This window comes from Streptomyces sp. NPDC001156 (assembly GCF_053598275.1).
Map to the genome: position 1 here is coordinate 66,183 of NZ_JBSFJX010000001.1, position 18,321 is coordinate 84,503.

Below are 18,321 nucleotides of genomic sequence, written 5' to 3' on the forward strand. Positions count from 1 at the left end.
GCAAGCGAGCGCATAGATGGCACACAACCTGGGACAGCCCGCAACTCAATAGCTTGGGGCGGGACATCTCAGACCCCCCAGGTGTCCCCCGATGGGGCCAGGAACAGGAAAAGGGCCTGCTCAGGCCGAACGGGGCCAGCCCACTGTAAATCTGCCGGCTTCGCCTTGCCGGCTTGAAAACCCGGCGCTGCTCCGCTGCGGGGGACACCCCGACCGCCAAGCGGGTCCGTCTGTGGGCCGTTCCAGGGAGACCAAGGACGACCAGCGACGACAGAGGACAACGGCGTCCTCGTCCATGTCGCCGGGCCCGATGTACCCCCACGGCCGCCGGCCGGTGGCTCTTCACCCTTCACGGGGACTCTTTGCCTGCCATGGGGTCGTTCGGGACCGGTTCATGGGCGGAACGGAGCGCACAATGGGTGGTGGGACGAGTGCCTTACCGACGGGTACTGCGGGGTGATGCAGAATGCAGAGCCGGTTCCGGAGCGATCGGCGGCTGACCGTGCGGATGACGGTCACGCTGTTCCTGCTCGGATTGCTGTACGTGGCGTTCGTCGCCGCGTTGATCGTGCTGCTCAAGTCCTGGGTGCTGGTCGTCGTGATCGCGGCGCTGGTGCTCGGCGCACAGTACTGGTTCTCGGACCGGATCGCGCTGTACGCCATGCACGGGCGGATCGTGGAGCGTGAGGAGTATCCACAGCTGCACGGTGTGGTCGACCGGCTGTGCGCCGTGGCCGACATGCCCAAGCCACTCGTGGCGGTGTCCGGCATGGATATGCCCAACGCCTTCGCGACCGGGCGCAACCCCGACCACGCCGTGCTGTGCGTGACCACCGGGCTGTTGCGGCGCCTGGAACCCGACGAGCTGGAGGGCGTGCTCGCGCACGAGTTGTCGCACGTGGCGCACAAGGACGTCGCCGTGATCACGGTGGCGTCGTTCCTGGGAGTGATCGCCGGGCTCGTGGCCCGGTTCGCCTTCTACTCCGAGCTCTTCGGCGGGCGCGGACGCAAGGACCAGAACACCATCGTCGTCTTCGGCGCCATCATGGGGATCTCGGTACTGGTGTACGCGATCAGCTTCCTGCTGATCCGGGCCCTGTCCCGGTACCGCGAGCTGGCCGCCGACCGCGCGGCCGCCTTCCTGACCGGCCGCCCTTCGGCGCTGGCCTCCGCGCTGACCAAGGTCACCGGGGACATCGCCCGTATCCCGACGAGGGATCTGCGGACGGCGCAGGCCTTCAACGCCTTCTACTTCACGCCTGCCTTCGGTGCCGAGCCGGGTCTCTCCCGTCTCTTCTCCACCCACCCGACCCTCGAGCAGCGGCTGGAGCAGCTCGGCCGTATCTCGGCGGAGCTGGGCGAGGCGGCGACGCCGGGAAAGGCGGGCTGAGCGCACATGGGGCTCCTGGACATCCTGCTCGGCCGCACCAAACCGGTGGCGCCCGACCTCGACCGGCTCTTCGCCCTGCCGTCGGCGGCGATCACGCTCCAGGCGGCGGCCGAGTTCACCCCGACCGGAACCGGAGCGGTCTGCTTCGCCACCGTGGAGGGTGGCGCCTTCGCCGAGACCAACCGGGAGGTCCAGGCGCTTCTGGACTCGGACACCGACCGCAGCGGGCCGCCCGTGGAGCTCCAGCGGGACGAATACGGGTACTCCTGGCTGGTGTCGCGTCGCGACCCGGAGCAGCTGCCCGCCCTGGTCAACGATCTGCACGCGGTCAACAGCGCGATGGAGGTCAACGGATTCGGGCCGCAGCTGCTCTGCTCGGTGGCCGGCTTCCAGGACGAGCGGGGGCGGCAGCTGGGCCTCGTCTATCTGTACAAGCGCGGCACCTTCTACCCGTTCGCGCCGCTCGCCGGGCAGCGCGAGCGGCGCGACAACGCGCTGGAACTGCAGGTCAAGGCGACGCTCGCCGACGATCTGCAGATCGAGCAGGACCTCGGCCGCTGGTTCCCCATCTGGGGCGCGCCCGGTCTGTGAACGGGCGCGCCGAATCGGTCACTTGGACTTGTCGCGTTCCTGACGGCGGTGCTCGAAGGGACGCTCGCGACGGTAGCGGCGCTCCCACTTGGCGTGCAGGTCACGGCGCTCGCGGTACTCCTGGTAGCTGGCCGCTGCTCCCGGAGGGCCGCCCGGCGAGGACGCCGAGGAGCCGCGCCCGTACTGCGCGTACAGGAAGAGCAGAACGGCGGCCGCGAGCCACCAGGCGTGGTTCCCGAACCCCAGGATGACGAGGACGACGATTCCGGCGATGACGATGGTGCCCATGACGGGCCTCCGTGAGCGTGGGTGGTGAGAGGTCGTGCGGGGGATACGGCGGGGCGCTGGGGGAGGGCGGCCGCCGTCGGTGCGTAGAGAGTAGCCCCGGGTCCACCGGGTGACGCCGGTCCGGCGGAAAGCGGTGGTGGGCGGCTCCGGAACGCATGTCCAGCGTACGGACGCGGTCACCCCGAGTGCATCTCCTTTTCCTGCGGCCCGAGTTTGGCGAAACACGCAACGTGGCGCCCCGGCCGTGCATGAATGGGCCCATGATCGAGCTCTCCTCCTTCGACCACCGGCACGACGACGAACGACTCAGCGGTGTGTGCGCCGACAACGGCGGCCACCCGGACGCGGCCACCGCCGTGCTGCTGCACGGAGCGGGCAACGGCAGCTCACAACGGCTGTTGCCGCTGCTGGAGGAGTTCGTGGCACGCGGCTGCCGCGGTCTGGCCTTCGACTTCTCCGGGCACGGCGAGAGCACGGGCCGGCTGGCCGAGTCGAGTCTGCGCCGGCGCTTCGAGCAGGCGGTCGCCGTGATCGACGCCCGGACACCGGCGGACGGCCCGCTGGTCCTGGTCGGGTTCAGCATGAGCGGGCAGACGGTCGCGGACCTCGCGCGGCACTACGGGCGGCGGGTGGTGGCGATGGGCCTGTGCGCGCCCGCCGTATACGCCCCGCAGGCCTGGCCGCTTCCGTTCGGTGATGGGACCGGACGCTTCACCGAGATCCTCCGCACCCCGGGGAGTTGGCGCGAGGCTCCCGCGCTCCCGATGCTGGGGGCGTGCACCGGACGGGCGGTGCTGGCGGTGCCGGGCACCGACGACGTGATCCCGGTGGAGGTGACCGAGGCGGTGGCGGCGGCGCTCGCCGTGAACTCCGCGTTCACCCGGCTCGAGCTGCCCGGCGCGAACCACCGGCTGGGGCTGTGGTTCCGCGAGCACGCCGGGGATCGCGGACGGTTCGTGGACGCCGTGCTGGCCGGCGCGGTCTAGGCGAGGGGCCGGGGCCGCGCGGGGCGGGGGCCCGGGCGCGGACGCGTGGGCCGGGGGCCCGAGCGTGGGGCGCGCGGGCCCGGGGGACGCGTGCCGAGGCGTGGTGCGCGGGGGCCGGTCACCGGCATCAGTACCGCACCGCGCGGGCGACCGAGGTGGTGACCTCGCCAGGGAGTTGGCGGTTGCTGAGCGCGGTGGCGTTCTTCGAGCCCTGTGCGGGCACGTCGTCGACCGTCACGACCACCGTGTCGAGCAGGTTGCCGTGGCTGTCCTTGAAGTTGACCTGCACCGCGTAGGTGCGGGCATCGGAGGTCGAGTTGGTGACGGAGACCGGCGCCGCCTTCCGTCCGTCGGACCCGGCGGAGACCGCGCCGAGCCTGACGTCGCCCTTGGCGTGCACACCGCCCTTGATCTGGTCCAATTTGCGGCTCGCCTCGGCGCTCGCGGACGCCAGCACGGACGAGGCCTGCGACGACAGTGAGGAGGCCGCGGAGGCGGCTGCGGAGGCCTTCGACGAGGCCTGCGACGCGGTGCCCGAGGCGACGCCGCCGCCCGAGCATCCGCAGAGCACGGCGGCAGCCGCCAGGACCACCGCGAAGCCCCGCACCGCGTCCCGTACTCCGTGTCGTGCCATCGCTGCTCCCGTCTTCGCATGATGCCTTCAGTCAAGGCCGGTCGGTGCACCACCGCATGCGGGGCGCGGCACTTCGGGTGACGGGTCGCCGCGACGGGCCGGCTTCCGGAAGGATGGGCGGAATCCGTACGGGGCGGGTCGGTGGGAGGCGGAGTGGGCGGTCGGCAACGGCACATCGGAGTGGAGGAGCGGCGGGCCCGGCTCGCGCTCCGGCACCGGCTGGCCGCCCAGGCGCGGGCCAAGACCCCCGAGGAGGTCGCCGGATCGCTGGTCGCGCTGCACGGCACCGACCCCGCCACGGTGTACCTGGCGATCGGGGCGCGGCTCGCCGACGCGGGCGGGACCGTGCCGGAGGTCGAACGGGCGCTGTACGAGGAACGGACGCTGGTGCGGATGCACGGTATGCGGCACACCGTGTTCGTGTTCCCGACCGGACTGGCCGCCGTGGTGCACGCGTCGACGGGACTGGCGATCGCGGCGAAGGCGCGAGCCGGGCTGGTCAAGGACATGGTCACCGGCAGCGACGGCCGGCTGAGCGCACAGTGGCTCACGGAGGTCGAGGCGTCGGCGCTGGCCGCACTGGCCCGCCGCGGGCAGGCGACGGTCGGCGAACTCACCCGGGACGAGCCGCGGTTGAAGGAGCGGTTCACCTACGCCGCGGGCAAGAGCTACGAGAGCCTGCACACGGTGTCGTCCCGGCTGATGCGGGTGCTCGGTGTCGAGGGCCGGGTGGTGCGCGGGCGTCCGCTGGGTGCGTGGACGTCGTCGCAGTTCCGCTGGGCGGTCGCCCCGCCGCACCCCGAACTGCCGCCCGCCGAGGCCCAGAGCGAGCTGCTGCGCCACTGGCTGGCCGCCTGCGGCCCGGCCACCGAGGCGGACCTCAAGTGGTGGGCCGGGTGGCGGGTCACGGATCTGCGCCGGGCACTGAGCGCGATCGGCGCGGTTGCGGTGACCATCGACGGCGGGGCGACGGCGTATGTGACGGCCGGCGACGAGGAGTCGGGGGCGGCCCCGGAGGAACCCTGGGCAGCCCTGCTCCCCGGTCTCGACCCCACGACGATGGGATGGCAGGAGCGCGACTGGTACCTGTCCCCCGGTCTGCGCCCCGCGCTGTTCGACGGCAGCGGCAATGTGGGACCGACGGTGTGGTGGAACGGCCGCGTGGTCGGCGGCTGGGCGCAGCGACCAGGCGGCGAGGTGGTGTGGCGCCTCTTGGAGACGGAGGAGGTCGGACAGGAGGCCCGGGCGGCCGTCGAGGAGGAGGCGGCCCGGCTGTCCGCCTGGCTCGGGGACACCCGGGTGACACCGCGCTTCCGGACGCCCCTGGAGAAAGAGCTGTCCGCCTAGCGGCACTTCTCGGCACGGCACGGGCTTCCCGCACGGCGACCCGAGCGACCTGAGTGCGGCGACTTCGGGCGCCCACGACGAGCGGGCGCCCGAAGTCACGGCTCAGCGGCTGTACCGCATCAGCGCCCGCACCATGTGGCAGGTGGTCTCCGACGGCGGATGCACCCCGATCCGTTCCGCGGTGCTCCGTATCGTCTCGTTGCGCGCCTGGTTCGGCATGTACACCCCGGAGTCGAGCAGGGCGATCGCGAGGCGCATCGCCTTGAGGCGCCGGTTGTGCGTGACGTACCACTCGCGCGGCCGTCCCGGAGGGAGCGGGCGCTTGTCCAACGGTGCGTAGGGCAGGTCCAGCGGGACCGGCCTGCGTGCGGTGGACTGGGTCGGCTTCGGCTTGGTTGCGGCAGCGGGCACGGGCATCCTCCTGTCGCGGTCTGGGAGTCGTGGTGAACTCCACCGACTCCCTCGAACACTGCTTCTATTCTACTGCTGCCCACTGACAAAAGCCGCTGGCCACAAGGGCTCTGGGCAGGGTGCGGCATGGGTGACCAGAGGGGTTTCGGCTACCGTGCGTGCCATGGAGATCTGGATCAACCCGGCCTGTTCGAAGTGCCGCAGCGCCATCAGCCTGCTCGACGCCGAGGGCGCCGACTACACCGTGCGCCGCTATCTGGAGGACGTCCCCACCGAGGACGAGATCCGCGCCGTACTCGAGCGCCTCGGCCTCGAACCCTGGGACATCACCCGCACCCAGGAGGCGGAGGCCAAGGAGCTCGGCATGAAGGAATGGGCGAGGGACGCGGCACAGCGCGACCGCTGGGTGCGTGCCCTCGCCGAGCACCCCCGGCTCATCCAGCGTCCGATCATCACCGCCGACGACGGCACGGCCGTCGTGGGCCGCACGGAGGAGGCGGTGCGGGACGCTCTGTCGCGCTGAGCCCAACTCCCGTGTGACCTACGTTACTTCCATGACTCCTGTGACTGCTGAGTAACAGCGTTCGGTATCCCGTACCTAGCGGCGTACCTATCGCATCCGGCCGCCGTGCAGGCGGCCGGGGACAGGAGGCGCGCATGTCGCGTAGGAGGACTCTCAGTCCCAAGAAGAAGATCGCACTGGCGGTCACCGCCGTCGCCGTGGCCGGCAGCGGGGCCTTCGCCCTCGCGGCCACCTCGAACGCGGCGAACGTGCAGAACGCGTCCAACTCGACGGTCTGCAAGGGGCTGGCCACCGCGCTCGGCAACAACGAGTCGTTCATCGCCGGGCAGAAGGCCGGCCCGGACGCCCAGTCGGCGGCGCGCATCGCCAACCGCGAGGCGGTCATCGCCCAGATCAAGGTCCAGCAGCAGGCGTCGGGCTGCCAGGTCGGCGAGTCCGTTCAGGCGGGCGGGGCGGCTCAGCCCGGCGGTGCCGCACAGGCCGGGGGGTCGGCTCAGGACCCCCAGGCCTCGCAGGGCGCCGGCGCCGCACCCGCGACCACGGCACCCGCCGGCAACGGGGGCAACGCCGGCAACGCATCCGGCCAGCAGGTCTGCAAGGGCTCGACCGTGACGCTCTCCGGCGAGGCCGGCGCCCCCGCCGCGTCCAGCAACCAGTTCCCGGCCGGCACGAAGCTGAAGGTCACCAACCTGGACAACAACAAGTCCACGACGGTGACGGTCACTTCGGTTTCCGGCAGCTGCGTGCTGCTCAACAACGCGGCCTTCGAACAGGTCCGCGAGCCCGGCAAGTTCCTGATCCGCCGGGCCGTGATCGAGAAGGTGGGGTGACGTCAGCCGCCCAGGAACTCCAGGAGGCGGCGGTTCGTGGCCGCCGGGTTGGTGTACGGCAAGGCGTGGTGAGAGACGTCCGGCAGGACCGCGGTCTCCACGTCCGGCAGCAACTCGGCGGCACGGGCGGCCACCTGGCGGGGATCATGGGTCCTGCTGCTCGCCGCCACGAGCAGCAGGACCCTTGTGTGCAGCGAGCGCAGCGCGGCGGCGCTCGGGCGCGGTCCCGTCACCGGCCTGGCCGCCGGGAAACCGGCCGTCGTCTCCTGGAGCCGCAGCCACGCGGCGGCGTGCGGCACCCCGCCCGTCTCCCACTCGAGGAAGGCCCGGATCCGGCGCGGGGAGGGACGCAGCAACATGGGCAGGGCGTGCAGCAGGTACCCGGCCCGGAACCCGGCGAAGCACCCGGTCGGGTCCAGCAGGGGGAGCCGGGTGACGCGGTCCGGTGCGTGCAGCGCGTAGTGGAGGGCGATCCAGCCGCCGTACGAGTGCCCGGCCACGGCGGTGGAGCCGATGCCCAGCCCGTCGAGGACCGCGTCGAGCCAGGCGGTCAGATCGGCGACGGTGCGCACCGGCCGGCGCGGGTCCGGGACGCTGCGGCCGGGATCGCCGATCAGGTCGACCGCGTGGACACGGCAACTACGGGAGAGGGCAGCCGCGTTGGCGTACCAGGACACGGCGGTCGCGCGGCCACCCGGCAGCAGGACGAGCGGCGGCGCGCCGGCGGGGCCGCAACTGGTCACCCGTGTACGGCCGTAGGGAGTGGCGACGCTGCTCTGCCGAGTGCCGGCGGGCCACTCGGCGAGCACCTCGTCGTAGGCCGCGTGGAAGTCCGCCGGGCCAAGGGTCTCGTACACAGAGGAGTCCATGGGCACCTATTCTCTCGCTGAGCGAGATACTTGGCCAGCGAGATAACAGGACCACTTCGGGAGCGGACATGGCGGACCGTGCACACCAGGGACCCGGGATGGAGATCGTCCATCTCCTGCGCGCGGTCGCCGTCGAACTCGGCCTGCACAGCGCCCGGTTCGCCAACCTCAACGGCATGCACCCGACCGACGTACGCGCCCTGATCGCCCTCATGGACGCGTCCCGCGCGGGCCAGGACATGACGGCGGGCCGCCTCGGTGCGCTCCTCGGGCTCAACTCCGCCGGCACCACGGCCGTGGTCGACCGGCTGGAACGGCTCGGGCATGTACGGCGGGTACGCGACGGTCGCGACCGGCGGCGCGTGCTCGTCGAGGTCGACGAGCGGGCGGTGGAGCTCGGCCAGGAGTTCTTCGGGCCGCTGATCGGGCAGGCGGTGGAGTTGCTGCAGGGATACGACGAGCGGGAACTGGCGGCCGTGCGGGGCTTCCTGGACGGCGTCCGGAAGGCCGCCGCGGACCAGGGCCGCCCCACCGCCGCCGGCTGACGCGAGCCCCCTCGCGCCGCCCCGGGAAGGGATGAACCGGCCACCCGGCCGTTCGGGTGCACACGCCCCGGGTAACACGGGGTTCACACATGGGCAACGGCCGGGAAATCGCCTGTTGACAAGCTGCCGGGCAGCAAGCGCGGCGCCCCGGTGCCGCGGCACCCGCAAGTGCGCCAAGACCCACCCCGAAGGATGAGGCCCGTGACCTTCAAGGCTGAGTACATCTGGATCGACGGCACCGAGCCGACGGCCAAGCTCCGTTCCAAGACGAAGATCCTGGGCGACGACGCCAAGGCTGCGGAGCTGCCGATCTGGGGCTTCGACGGGTCCTCCACGAACCAGGCCGAGGGCCACGCCTCGGACTGCGTGCTCAAGCCGGTCTTCTCCTGTCCCGACCCGATCCGCGGCGGCGACGACGTGCTGGTGCTGTGCGAAGTGCTCGACACGGACTTCACCCCGCACCCGTCCAACACGCGTGCGGCGCTGGCCGGGGTCGCCACGAAGTTCGCCGCGCAGGAGCCGATCTTCGGCATCGAGCAGGAGTACACCTTCTTCGACGGCACACGCCCGCTCGGCTTCCCCGAGGGCGGCTTCCCGGCCCCGCAGGGCGGCTACTACTGCGGTGTCGGCGCCGACGAGATCTTCGGCCGTGAGATCGTCGAGGCGCACCTGGAGAACTGCCTCAAGGCGGGCTTGGGCCTGTCCGGCATCAACGCCGAGGTCATGCCGGGCCAGTGGGAGTTCCAGGTCGGCCCGCTCGCCCCGCTCGAGGTCGCGGACCAGCTGTGGGTCGCCCGCTGGCTGCTGTACCGCACCGCCGAGGACTTCGGCGTCTCCGCCACCCTCGACCCGAAGCCGGTCAAGGGCGACTGGAACGGCGCCGGCGCGCACACCAACTTCTCGACCAAGGCGATGCGCGAGGGCTACGACGCGATCATCACCGCGTGCGAGGCGCTCGGCGAGGGTTCCAAGCCGATGGAGCACGTCAAGAACTACGGCGCCGGTATCGACGACCGCCTGACCGGCCTGCATGAGACCGCCCCGTGGAACGAGTACTCGTACGGCGTCTCCAACCGCGGCGCCTCGGTCCGCATCCCCTGGCAGGTGGAGAAGGACGGCAAGGGCTACATCGAGGACCGCCGCCCGAACGCCAACGTCGACCCGTACGTGGTGACCCGCCTGCTCGTCGACACCTGCTGCTCGGCGCTGGAGAAGGCCGGCCAGGTCTGACCGGCGCACCGCACGGCTCCCGAGGGGGCGCCCGCCGTTCGGCGGGCGCCCCCTCGCGCTGTGGCGGCCGTCCGCAGATTGGGACGGCCTCCGGGGCACATCGCTCCGGGCCGTTCCCGCAGCCGCGGCAAACTCCTGGTCGGAGGGGGTGGGCCGCGTCGAGCTCACATCAGGGGACTGTCCGATGCGTGAGAGAAGCCTCCTGCGGAGCGCCCCGGTCTGCTTCAATGGGCCCATGACCGGCATCCAGAAGTCCACCGCGACAGGTCGCCCCGACCTCGAGCCCTTCTGGCCTTCCCGTCAGCACCACGATTTCGACCGGGTGTGTTGTCGCGCGCGGAACGCGCGGGCCCTCTAAAGCCGTACACCCCGGCCTTCGGCCAGCGCGCACGACGTACGTCCTCGACGACCCCGACCACGAACTCGCGGTCGTCGGCCTCCCCGACGATTTCTCGCGCGAAAGAGCTGACCTCTCATGGCGACTCCTCGTTCTCTGCCGTCCGCCGCCCTCGACACCCCGACCGCCCCCTCGCCCGGCTCCGCGCGGCACCGGCTGCGCGCCGTCGACCAGGACGAGGACTGGATCCTCCCCCGCACGAACCCGGCCGAGAGCCTGGGGAACGACGTCGCGGCCTTGCTGCCGCCGGGCGCCACGTGGCTGCCGGCGCCCCAACACTTCCTGCCGACCCTGCCGGGGCAGCCGCCGATGATCGGTTACCTGGTGCTGGTCCCGGCCGACCGGCCGCAGCCCGTCCTGCCGTACGCGGTGCCCGGTCACCCGGAGGCCACCCCGGCCGACGAGCGCGACGGCGGCGGCGACGGACTCGTCCGCGTCGACACCGAGCAGCGCACCGCCGAAGTGGACGGGCGGCCCCTCGACCTCACCTATCTGGAGTTCGAACTGCTCGCCCATCTGGTCGCCCATCCCCACCGGGTGCACACCCGGGACCAGTTGGTGACCACGGTGTGGGGCTACGGCCATGTGGGCGACGGGCGCACCGTCGACGTCCATATCGCCCGGCTGCGCCGCAAGCTCGGCGCCAAGCACCGCAGGGCGATCCAGACGGTGCGGCGCGTGGGCTACAAGTACGGGCCGCCGACGGGGCACTGACTCCCGCCGGGCCGGCCGCCCGCAGGTGGCGGACCGTCTGCTGTCGGCAGACTCCCGTTCCGTCCCGCGCTCCGAGCGGGCACAGTCACGGGCATGAGACTTCTGGTGCTGGGTGGTACGGAGTTCGCGGGCCGGGCGGTCGTCGAGGCGGCGGCCGGGCGCGGCTGGGATGTGACGGTCCTGAACCGGGGGCTGCACACGCCGGTCCCCGGGGTGCGGTCGCTGCGCGGCGACCGCACCGCGCCCGGCGGGCTCGCCGCCCTGGCCGAGGGCGGCGAGTGGGACGCCGTCGTGGACACCTGGTCGGCGGCGCCGCGCGCCGTGCGGGACGCGGCCCGGCTGCTGCGGGGCCGGGCACGGCGGTACGTCTATGTGTCGAGCTGCTCGGTCTACGCATGGGCACCGCCTGCCGGGTACGCCGAGGACGCGCTCCTCGTCGAGGGCGCGGAGTCCGGTGCGGACCGCACCGACTACGCGCGTGACAAACGGGGCGGCGAGCTGGCGGCGGTCGAGGCCTTCGGCGCGGACGGCTCCCTGCTGGTGCGGTCCGGGCTGATCCTCGGGCCGTACGAGAACATCGGCCGCCTGCCCTGGTGGCTCACCCGTATCGCGCGGGGCGGCCCCGTGCTGGCGCCCGGTCCGCGGGAGCTGCCGCTGCAGTACGTCGACGTCCGCGACCTCGCCGAGTGGCTCCTCGGCGCGGTGGAGCGGGAGCTGAGCGGGCCGTACAACCTGATGAGCCCGCAGGGGCACGCCACCATGGGCGGACTCCTGGACGCCTGCGTACAGGTCACCGGCGCTCAGGCCGAGCTGTGCTGGACGGACCCCGACGTGGTCCTCGGCGCGGGCATCGAGCCGTGGACCCAGCTGCCCGTGTGGATGCCCCCGGGCAGCGAGGGACACGGCGCCCTGCACGCCGCGGATGTATCGCATGCCGTCGCGGCGGGACTGCGCTGCCGCCCCGTGACCGAGACGGTCGCCGACACCTGGAGCTGGCTGAAGGCCCTCGGCGACGGCGGTGCCCCGGGCGAGGCTCCGCAGCGCGCGGACCGGCCCCGGGTCGGGCTGGATCCCGCCGTGGAGGCGAAGGTGCTGGGCCTGTGATCGTCACCGTTCCGGCCCTGGAACATACCTCCGAATTGTTCGCCGAACGGGGTCTTGCGGATTTCGGCGGCGGCAATCCGCGGGTTTCTCACCGTACTCGTCCATTTGGAACACGATCGTCGAACAAGGCCGGAAACGACGCACTGAATTTGATTCAAAAAGGAGCGGCCTACCCCTCTCAACTACCGCTGAAACAGGGGCTTCTGTGCCTCTTGCGCCCGAAATGACCTCACGAGGCCCCAAGTTTTTCATGAGGATTCTGAACACCCCATGGACCTCCTGCGTATGGGATGGCGCCGCTTCACCCCTGTCGGGCGCCTCCGCCCCGAAAGGAAGTCAGAGGAGTTCCATGGGACGCAACACACGAAAACGCCGTACGCCGCTGGCCACCAAGGCCATAGCCGCCTCGGCTGCCCTAGCGCTCGGTGGGGGCGGGTTGATCTGGGCGAACTACTACGCCTCGGCGCACGAGACGAGCTCGCAGAACAGCACCAAGGCCGCCGCCGCTCAGGTGGCCACCATCACCTGCCCGGACGTCGGTCAGCAGCTGACCAATGTGCCGAACCAGGCCCGTAGCGAGGTCGACGGGGAACTGGCCAACCTCGACCGCCAGATCACGGACGCCTACCAGCGTCTGGCGACCACACGGGACGCACAGGCGGGGGACGCGAGTTTCGTCCAGAACTCGATCCTCCAGCCGCTGAAGGAACGGCGGGCGGTGATCATCGATCGCATTCAGCTGGAGATCAACCGGGTCGGCGGCAGTGCGCCCGACAGCCTGGACGGTCTGGCCGCCTGCACCGGCACCACCGCGGCCCAGGCGAACAACGCCGCCGGCCAGAACAACACGGGCCAGCCGAACACCGGCGGCCAGCAACCGCAGCAGACCGGCAGTCCGCAGCCGGCCGGAGGCCAGCAGCCGACCGGCGGCCAGAACACCGGCCAGCAGCAGGGCAACGGCGGCCAGGCCGGCAACGGCCCCGCCGCGGCCGACTTCGTCGACATCACGAAGGTCCAGCCGAACGTCGCCGCCAAGCCGCGGAAGACCCGCAGCGCCTCGAACGGCACGTTCACCACCCGGTGCGGTGTGAACGCGAACAAGAACCACAACACCGACAACGTCATCGTGGCGCCCGGTGTGACCAACGGCGCGCACCACCTGCACGACTACGTCGGCAACCAGAAGGTCAACGCCTTCGCGAGCAACGACACGTTCCTGCAGGGCGGTACCAGCTGCCAGAACAGGAACGACCTGTCGTCGTACTACTGGCCGGTGGTCCGTGTCCAGGACGGCACCCAGGACTTCGACCAGAACAACGACGGCGGCGGCAAGGAAGGCAACGTCGGCAAGATCCTGACGCCGGTGCAGGCCCAGATCAAGTACGTCGGCAGCCCGACCAGCAAGGTCGTCGCGATGCCGCAGTTCCTGCGCATCATCACCGGTGACGCCAAGACCACGACCAACGGTCTGGCGAACGCCAACGCGCACTGGAGCTGCACCGGCTTCGAGAACAAGGTCCAGCTGACGACGCAGTACCCGATCTGCCCGCAGGGCAGCAACGTGGTCCGGACGTTCGCCTTCCAAAGCTGCTGGGACGGCCAGAACATCGACAGCGCCAACCACCGCACACATGTGGCCTTCGCCGACGCCAACGGCAACTGCCAGAACGGGTTCAAGGCGATCCCGCAGCTGACCATGCGGCTGGTGTACAAGATCACCCCGCCGACCCTCCAGAACGGTGTGGTGAAGAACGCATACGCGGTGGACGGCTTCCCGGAGCAGCTCCACAAACCGGCCACCGACCACGACGACTTCATCAGCGTCACGACCGGCGGCCTGGCGAACAAGATCGCCAACTGCGTCAACCGAGGCCAGCGGTGCCAGTGACGCACTGAGCCGGTGACCCACTGAAGAAGGCCGGTGGCGGAAGATCCCGCCACCGGCCTTCGGTGTGTGCGTCCCGGGCGGGCGTCCGGCGCGGGCTCAGCCGCTGTGGCCCGCGTGGGCGTGGTGATCGGTACCGATCTCGACCTCGCCGCCGAGCGTGCCCCGCAGCGCCTTGACCACTCCGTCGTCGCCGACGGCGACCCACTTGCGGCCCACGAGGTAGTAACCGCCGTAGTCCTTGGCGTCGTTGATCCACTCGCGCTGCCCCCGGTCGGTGGCGAAGGTGGCGAGCACGAACTTGCCATCGGAGTTGGTGCAGATGGCCTGGCGGATCTCGTCGGCGTCCGTCTGGACGTTCGGCTTGCAGTTCACGTCCGCCGCCAAGTCCTCCAGACTGCCGGTCGCGGTCGCCGGCACCTGGTCCTGGGCGTCGCCCGAACCGCCCGTCCCGGCGCAGCCGGTCAGCACCAGCAGGGCGACGGCCGCGCCGGCCGCCAGCTTCTCGCGCGTGCACCTCATGTGTTCCTCCGGTCGTTCCGGGCCCATGCCGCCAGGAGCCCTCGCGAGAGCCCTGCCCTTCCGTACGGCTGCGGCGCGCCCCGTGCTCAATGACGCCACACCTCTCCCTCCGAGACCACGCAAATCCGGTGTCCCGGACAGCACAGGTGTGCGAGGGTGAGCGGTCTGAGCACTCGGGACGAGGGGGACGCGTGAGCACACAGGACTGGGAGTCGCGTGTGGCCGCCGCCTGGGCGGGCTTCGACGACTACGCGGAGGAGGATGCCGCGGACTTCCGCGCGGTGATCGACGCCCTGGTCGCCGAGTTGCCCGACGACAGCCCGCTGGGCCCCTTCGAGCGCGCCTGTGCCTGGGACTCCACGGGACACTCCGACACGGCGGTGCCGCTGTACCGGGAGGCGCTGGCCCGCGGCCTCGACGGCTACCGCGGCCGCCGGGCGAAGATCCAGCTGTCCAGCTCGCTGCGCAACGTCGGGCAGGCCAAGGAGGGCGTCGATCTACTCACCCCCGAACTCGACGCTCCGTCCGACGAACTGGACGACGCCGTGCGCGCCTGCCTGGCCCTGTGCCTGTCCAGCCTGGGCCGGGACCGTGAGGGCCTGTCCCTGGTCCTCGGCGCACTCGCGCCGCATCTGCCGCGCTACCAGCGGTCGATGGCGAACTACGCGCGCCTGCTGGTCGAGCCGGACGCCTGACCGAACCGCCCGGCCCACCGGGGTACCAGGGCCGTGGCCCTCACCACCCGTGCTGTGGGGCGCGCCGACCGGCGCAATGGCCGCGATCGCGGCGGCCGGAGTCCTCCCGCTCGGGACGGTGGCGCCGCTGCCGTGACGGGGCTGCCCCTCGCGCAGGTAACCAACCACCGTCTCACTCGTTTTGCCGGACGTGCAGCCACAGCATGTCGCCCCGCGCCGGGCCCGGACCTCAGCACCGGTCGTCGATGTCGAGCAGGCCGAGGCCGCGCTCGCCGAGCACTATCCCCGGCTCGTCCGGCTCGCCTATCTCGTGCTGCCACCGGGTCTCGGCCGCAACCGGCGGGTGCTGACGGCGCATGCCCTCGCCCAGCGGGCGCTGCCCCGCCGGCGCTCCTCGTCCCTGATTCCGGCCCAGGCGACAGGTCCTTCCCATGCGCGCCGGGCCGAGGGCCGCGGCGGCGACCCCGGGTACTCCCTGCTGCGGCTGAAGGTGGTGCGGACCGCGCTGGAAGCCGGGCGGCCGCTGAAGTGGACGGCGTGGCCGAAGCGGTCGCAACTGCCGCCGCTGCTTCCCCAGGTCTGGGGCCTCAAGCTCTTCCCGCGTTCCGGCGGGGCCGACGAACTCGCCTTGGACCAGCGGCTGTCGGCGCTCTCCGGTCCGGCCCGCGCCGCCTATGTACTGCGCGGCCTCGAGCGGCTCCCCGAGGACGCGGTGCGCAGACTGCTCAAGTCGGTGGGCGTGACGGATCCGGCGGCGGCGGTCCGCGAGGCCGCCCGCGTTCCGCCCCAGGACAGGCTGCTGGACTCCCCCGAGTTCGACCCGTGTTTGCTGCAGGCGCGGCCGACCGATCTGATGCGGCGCCGGCAGCACGCCAAGGCCGCACTGGCCGCCGCGGCCGCCGCCGCGGTGTGCGGGGCGCTGCTCGCGCTGCCGAGCGGGGGCTGGGGTCAGGACGGCGCGGCCGCACCGCCGTACGCGCAGAACCCGGCCGACCAGGCCGCGCTCGACCCGGCCAAGGTGACGAAGGTGACCCCCACCGCCTGGCGGACGTCCGCACGCACCGACTTCTCCGTGTGGCCGGCGCGCGGCAACCTCACCGGCGACAGGGCTCTGCTGCGCCGCGCGCTCGCCGTCTGGGCGCGCCCCGGGGGCTCCGTCCAGGTCTCGGCGACGCCGGGCACTCCCTCGGGCGCCCCGGCCGGACCGCCGCAACTGCTGTACGCCGGCCGGGTCGACGCCGCACGCGTGGTGATCTTCTACGACGGACTGCGCATCGCACGCTACGCCGAACCCGCGAACAACACGAACGGGGCCGCGCTCGACTTCGCGCGGGTCGACGCGGCGACCGGGGCCGAGGCGGACGCCGTGGTCCTGGCCCGGGCCGACGGCAACGTCCGCTATCTGACGGCTCCTTGGGTGACCGGGGCGGCCGAGCGGGACCTGCTCGATCCGTCGGCCCGGGCGACGGACCTGCGCCCGGCCGACGGGGTCACCGCGCCGCTGGCCGGACCCGCGGAGCGCACCGGTTCGTGCACGTCCTGGAACGTGCTGCAGCTGACCGACGGTTCCGGCACACGGCTGCTGACCGATCTCGGCGAGCTGACACCGGCTCACCTGACGGTAGGTCGGCCGGGCGCGACGCGGGAGGCGTCCGGGGCGGCGGAGCTGCGCACCTGGTCGCCGTTCGCCTGCTCGCTGGCGGCGGTGCGCTCGCAGGGCGTGCGTACCGTGAACGCCTGGGAGTACGCACGCCAGCCGCTGCCGGACGCGTCCGGAGCCGCCACATGGGTGTGCACCCGGGCCGACACCTGGCGGGGCGGCGGCCCGCGGGTCCTCGCGCAGTTTCACACCCCGGGCGGGCGGTACGGCGCGGTCGCGGCGAAAGCGGAGGGCGTGGCCGCCTGCGGCACAAAGGATCCACATGTGCTCGCGGGGGTGTTGTGGAAGTCGGCGGAGGGAGTCTGGTACCTGCTCGCCGCGGGAAGCGAGGACACCGCCTCGATCCGTACGACCGGCGCAGTGTCGGGTTCGGCCAAGGGCAGTCTGCTGGCGGTGCGGACGGAGCAGGGGGTCCAGGCCGGGCTGCAAGGGACGTTGGGGGACGGACGGACGATCGGCGGTCTTCGCTGAGCGCGACACCGACGCCCTTCGCGCGCCCGCGGCCGATACGGGGAGAGCCGCTGCTGATCGGTGTGTCGCGGGGGTTCGGTGAGAGACATGTGCTGAACATGTGAAACACCGGCGCCGGTGTGGCCCGTTCGGGGCCGGGTCCGATCGGTAAGGTGTTCGTATGACGACAGGGATACGCCGGAGATTGGGAGTCGAGGAGCGGCGGCAGCAGTTGATCGGCGTAGCCCTCGAACTGTTCAGCCGGCGCTCCCCGGACGAGGTCTCCATCGACGAGATAGCCTCGGCCGCGGGCATCTCGCGGCCGTTGGTCTATCACTACTTCCCCGGCAAACTCAGCCTGTACGAGGCGGCGTTGAAGCGCGCGTCCGTGGATCTGGCGGACCGCTTCGCAGAGCCGCGCGAAGGGCCGCTGGGGGCACGGCTGTTGCGGATCATGCACCGGTTCTTCGACTTCGTCGACGAGCACGGGCCCGGTTTCTCGGCCTTGATGCGCGGCGGCCCCGCGGTCGGCTCCTCACGGACCAACGCACTCGTCGACTCCGTACGCCAGGCCGGCTATGTCCAGATCCTTGCGCACCTGGGGGTCGAGGATCCGCCCGCCCGGCTCGAATTGGTGATCCGGTCGTGGATCTCGCTCGTCGAGTCGACGGCACTGATCTGGCTGGACGGCCGCCGGATCCCGCGCCGCGAGCTGGAGACACAGCTCGTGCACGACTTCGCGGCGCTGGCGGCGGTGAGCGCCTCCCACGACGACGAGATGGCCGCGCTGCTGCGCCGCGTCCTGAAGGACGAGCCGGGAGACGGGCCCTTCAGCGATCTGGTCGCCCGGCTGGTCCATCTGGCGAGCTGACGGCCGTCAGCTCTCGGACTTCCGATACGACGGCTCGAGGTCACGCACCTCGGCGGACACATGCAGCGCGAGCCCCGCGGCGGGCTTCAGATACTGCCGCAGGAGCTCCAGCGTCGTCTCGCTGAGCCTCACCTTGGTCTCTTCGGTCCGTCCGGCCAGCAGCGCCAGGGTGATGTGCACGACGGCGTGCCCGTCCAGGTCGGCGCCGACCGTGGTGTCCTCCGTGCGGCGGAACTGCGTCTTGCACGCCTCGATCCGGGCGCCCGCGATCTCGACCACCTCGGCGTGCAGCGCCGACGCGAATCCGCGCCGGTCGAAGGAGCCCTCCAGCGGAGCGGAGTAGTCGACGGTGATCTGCGGCATGGGCGCTCCTGTTCTA

At 71.6% G+C, this 18,321-nt stretch carries 21 protein-coding genes; 15 read left to right on the forward strand and 6 right to left on the reverse strand.

Going from position 1 to position 18,321, the window contains the following annotated elements:
- Positions 1-466 precede the first annotated feature (466 nt).
- Positions 467-1,390: a zinc metalloprotease HtpX gene (gene htpX, locus ACWDA7_RS00295; protein ID WP_432926860.1), complete on the forward strand. Its 924-nt coding sequence runs from the start codon at positions 467-469 to the stop codon at positions 1,388-1,390.
- 6 nt (positions 1,391-1,396) lie between these two features.
- Positions 1,397-1,981 (forward strand): PspA-associated protein PspAB, encoded by a 585-nt coding sequence (gene pspAB / locus ACWDA7_RS00300; protein ID WP_450601966.1) that lies wholly within the window; start codon positions 1,397-1,399, stop codon positions 1,979-1,981.
- Positions 1,982-1,999: 18 nt separating this feature from the next.
- Here pspAB and ACWDA7_RS00305 read toward each other — a convergent pair whose 3' ends face one another.
- Positions 2,000-2,269 (reverse strand): SND2/TMEM208 family protein, encoded by a 270-nt coding sequence (locus ACWDA7_RS00305; RefSeq protein ID WP_359388843.1) that lies wholly within the window; start codon positions 2,267-2,269, stop codon positions 2,000-2,002.
- A gap of 260 nt (positions 2,270-2,529) precedes the next feature.
- Here ACWDA7_RS00305 and ACWDA7_RS00310 point away from each other — a divergent pair, with 260 nt between their 5' ends.
- Positions 2,530-3,255: an alpha/beta hydrolase gene (locus ACWDA7_RS00310; RefSeq protein ID WP_450601968.1), complete on the forward strand. Its 726-nt coding sequence runs from the start codon at positions 2,530-2,532 to the stop codon at positions 3,253-3,255.
- A gap of 127 nt (positions 3,256-3,382) precedes the next feature.
- On the opposite strand, the gene ACWDA7_RS00315 is transcribed toward ACWDA7_RS00310, so the two are convergent.
- Entirely contained in the window at positions 3,383-3,889 is a 507-nt protein-coding gene (locus ACWDA7_RS00315) for a hypothetical protein (protein WP_450601969.1), read from the reverse strand.
- A gap of 153 nt (positions 3,890-4,042) precedes the next feature.
- Between ACWDA7_RS00315 and ACWDA7_RS00320 the strand changes: the two genes are divergently transcribed.
- Positions 4,043-5,236, forward strand: a complete 1,194-nt coding sequence (locus ACWDA7_RS00320) for a winged helix DNA-binding domain-containing protein (RefSeq protein ID WP_450601970.1) — start codon at positions 4,043-4,045, stop codon at positions 5,234-5,236.
- Positions 5,237-5,338: 102 nt separating this feature from the next.
- On the opposite strand, the gene ACWDA7_RS00325 is transcribed toward ACWDA7_RS00320, so the two are convergent.
- The gene (locus ACWDA7_RS00325) at positions 5,339-5,647 is read right to left on the reverse strand and encodes a hypothetical protein (protein ID WP_359388832.1); all 309 of its coding nucleotides are present in this window, start codon (positions 5,645-5,647) and stop codon (positions 5,339-5,341) included.
- Positions 5,648-5,810: 163 nt separating this feature from the next.
- Here ACWDA7_RS00325 and ACWDA7_RS00330 point away from each other — a divergent pair, with 163 nt between their 5' ends.
- On the forward strand, positions 5,811-6,170 hold the full coding sequence (locus ACWDA7_RS00330; RefSeq protein WP_359410574.1) for an arsenate reductase family protein: 360 nt from the start codon (positions 5,811-5,813) through the stop codon (positions 6,168-6,170).
- Between the two features lie 134 nt (positions 6,171-6,304).
- Positions 6,305-7,000: a hypothetical protein gene (locus tag ACWDA7_RS00335; RefSeq protein WP_450601972.1), complete on the forward strand. Its 696-nt coding sequence runs from the start codon at positions 6,305-6,307 to the stop codon at positions 6,998-7,000.
- 2 nt (positions 7,001-7,002) lie between these two features.
- Here the strand turns inward: ACWDA7_RS00335 and ACWDA7_RS00340 are convergent, their stop codons facing one another.
- Complete coding sequence (locus ACWDA7_RS00340) at positions 7,003-7,869, reverse strand: alpha/beta fold hydrolase (protein WP_450601973.1); 867 nt, start codon at positions 7,867-7,869, stop codon at positions 7,003-7,005.
- Between the two features lie 68 nt (positions 7,870-7,937).
- Here ACWDA7_RS00340 and ACWDA7_RS00345 point away from each other — a divergent pair, with 68 nt between their 5' ends.
- From ACWDA7_RS00345 to ACWDA7_RS00370, 6 genes are all read left to right on the forward strand, one after another.
- Positions 7,938-8,414, forward strand: coding sequence for a MarR family transcriptional regulator (locus tag ACWDA7_RS00345; protein ID WP_450601974.1), 477 nt, complete (start codon positions 7,938-7,940; stop codon positions 8,412-8,414).
- Positions 8,415-8,615: 201 nt separating this feature from the next.
- Positions 8,616-9,644 carry a glutamine synthetase gene (gene glnII, locus ACWDA7_RS00350; RefSeq protein WP_450601975.1) on the forward strand — a complete coding sequence of 343 codons (1,029 nt, stop codon included), beginning with the start codon at positions 8,616-8,618 and terminating at the stop codon, positions 9,642-9,644.
- A 475-nt stretch (positions 9,645-10,119) separates the two neighbouring features.
- A complete protein-coding gene (locus ACWDA7_RS00355) occupies positions 10,120-10,755 on the forward strand; it encodes a winged helix-turn-helix domain-containing protein (RefSeq protein WP_450601976.1) in 636 nt (211 codons plus the stop codon).
- A 93-nt stretch (positions 10,756-10,848) separates the two neighbouring features.
- Positions 10,849-11,859 carry an NAD-dependent epimerase/dehydratase family protein gene (locus ACWDA7_RS00360; protein WP_450601978.1) on the forward strand — a complete coding sequence of 337 codons (1,011 nt, stop codon included), beginning with the start codon at positions 10,849-10,851 and terminating at the stop codon, positions 11,857-11,859.
- Positions 11,856-12,086 (forward strand): hypothetical protein, encoded by a 231-nt coding sequence (locus tag ACWDA7_RS00365; RefSeq protein ID WP_450601979.1) that lies wholly within the window; start codon positions 11,856-11,858, stop codon positions 12,084-12,086. Before ACWDA7_RS00360 ends, ACWDA7_RS00365 begins: the two co-directional genes overlap by 4 nt.
- 122 nt (positions 12,087-12,208) lie before the next feature.
- Complete coding sequence (locus tag ACWDA7_RS00370) at positions 12,209-13,747, forward strand: DUF1996 domain-containing protein (protein WP_450601980.1); 1,539 nt, start codon at positions 12,209-12,211, stop codon at positions 13,745-13,747.
- A 96-nt stretch (positions 13,748-13,843) separates the two neighbouring features.
- Here ACWDA7_RS00370 and ACWDA7_RS00375 read toward each other — a convergent pair whose 3' ends face one another.
- On the reverse strand, positions 13,844-14,266 hold the full coding sequence (locus ACWDA7_RS00375; RefSeq protein ID WP_450601981.1) for a hypothetical protein: 423 nt from the start codon (positions 14,264-14,266) through the stop codon (positions 13,844-13,846).
- Between the two features lie 191 nt (positions 14,267-14,457).
- On the opposite strand from ACWDA7_RS00375, the gene ACWDA7_RS00380 reads away from it, so the two are divergent.
- The 3 genes from ACWDA7_RS00380 to ACWDA7_RS00390 all read left to right on the forward strand — a co-directional run bounded on the left by ACWDA7_RS00380 (position 14,458) and on the right by ACWDA7_RS00390 (position 17,942).
- The gene (locus ACWDA7_RS00380; protein ID WP_450601982.1) at positions 14,458-14,961 is read left to right on the forward strand and encodes a tetratricopeptide repeat protein; all 504 of its coding nucleotides are present in this window, start codon (positions 14,458-14,460) and stop codon (positions 14,959-14,961) included.
- A gap of 190 nt (positions 14,962-15,151) precedes the next feature.
- The gene (locus ACWDA7_RS00385; RefSeq protein WP_450601983.1) at positions 15,152-17,092 is read left to right on the forward strand and encodes a hypothetical protein; all 1,941 of its coding nucleotides are present in this window, start codon (positions 15,152-15,154) and stop codon (positions 17,090-17,092) included.
- A gap of 160 nt (positions 17,093-17,252) precedes the next feature.
- Positions 17,253-17,942 carry a TetR/AcrR family transcriptional regulator gene (locus ACWDA7_RS00390; protein WP_450601984.1) on the forward strand — a complete coding sequence of 230 codons (690 nt, stop codon included), beginning with the start codon at positions 17,253-17,255 and terminating at the stop codon, positions 17,940-17,942.
- Positions 17,943-17,948: 6 nt separating this feature from the next.
- Here the strand turns inward: ACWDA7_RS00390 and ACWDA7_RS00395 are convergent, their stop codons facing one another.
- Positions 17,949-18,305: a 5-carboxymethyl-2-hydroxymuconate Delta-isomerase gene (locus ACWDA7_RS00395; protein ID WP_450601985.1), complete on the reverse strand. Its 357-nt coding sequence runs from the start codon at positions 18,303-18,305 to the stop codon at positions 17,949-17,951.
- Between the last annotated feature and the right edge of the window lie 16 nt (positions 18,306-18,321).

Coding starts and splice junctions, on each gene's coding strand:
- htpX (WP_432926860.1), top strand. CDS start 467: ATGCAGAGCCGGTTCCGGAGCGATCGGCGGCTGACCGTGCGGATGACG.
- pspAB (WP_450601966.1), top strand. CDS start 1,397: ATGGGGCTCCTGGACATCCTGCTCGGCCGCACCAAACCGGTGGCGCCC.
- ACWDA7_RS00305 (WP_359388843.1), bottom strand. CDS start 2,269: ATGGGCACCATCGTCATCGCCGGAATCGTCGTCCTCGTCATCCTGGGG.
- ACWDA7_RS00310 (WP_450601968.1), top strand. CDS start 2,530: ATGATCGAGCTCTCCTCCTTCGACCACCGGCACGACGACGAACGACTC.
- ACWDA7_RS00315 (WP_450601969.1), bottom strand. CDS start 3,889: ATGGCACGACACGGAGTACGGGACGCGGTGCGGGGCTTCGCGGTGGTC.
- ACWDA7_RS00330 (WP_359410574.1), top strand. CDS start 5,811: ATGGAGATCTGGATCAACCCGGCCTGTTCGAAGTGCCGCAGCGCCATC.
- ACWDA7_RS00335 (WP_450601972.1), top strand. CDS start 6,305: ATGTCGCGTAGGAGGACTCTCAGTCCCAAGAAGAAGATCGCACTGGCG.
- ACWDA7_RS00340 (WP_450601973.1), bottom strand. CDS start 7,869: ATGGACTCCTCTGTGTACGAGACCCTTGGCCCGGCGGACTTCCACGCG.
- ACWDA7_RS00345 (WP_450601974.1), top strand. CDS start 7,938: ATGGCGGACCGTGCACACCAGGGACCCGGGATGGAGATCGTCCATCTC.
- ACWDA7_RS00355 (WP_450601976.1), top strand. CDS start 10,120: ATGGCGACTCCTCGTTCTCTGCCGTCCGCCGCCCTCGACACCCCGACC.
- ACWDA7_RS00360 (WP_450601978.1), top strand. CDS start 10,849: ATGAGACTTCTGGTGCTGGGTGGTACGGAGTTCGCGGGCCGGGCGGTC.
- ACWDA7_RS00370 (WP_450601980.1), top strand. CDS start 12,209: ATGGGACGCAACACACGAAAACGCCGTACGCCGCTGGCCACCAAGGCC.
- ACWDA7_RS00375 (WP_450601981.1), bottom strand. CDS start 14,266: ATGAGGTGCACGCGCGAGAAGCTGGCGGCCGGCGCGGCCGTCGCCCTG.
- ACWDA7_RS00390 (WP_450601984.1), top strand. CDS start 17,253: ATGACGACAGGGATACGCCGGAGATTGGGAGTCGAGGAGCGGCGGCAG.
- ACWDA7_RS00395 (WP_450601985.1), bottom strand. CDS start 18,305: ATGCCGCAGATCACCGTCGACTACTCCGCTCCGCTGGAGGGCTCCTTC.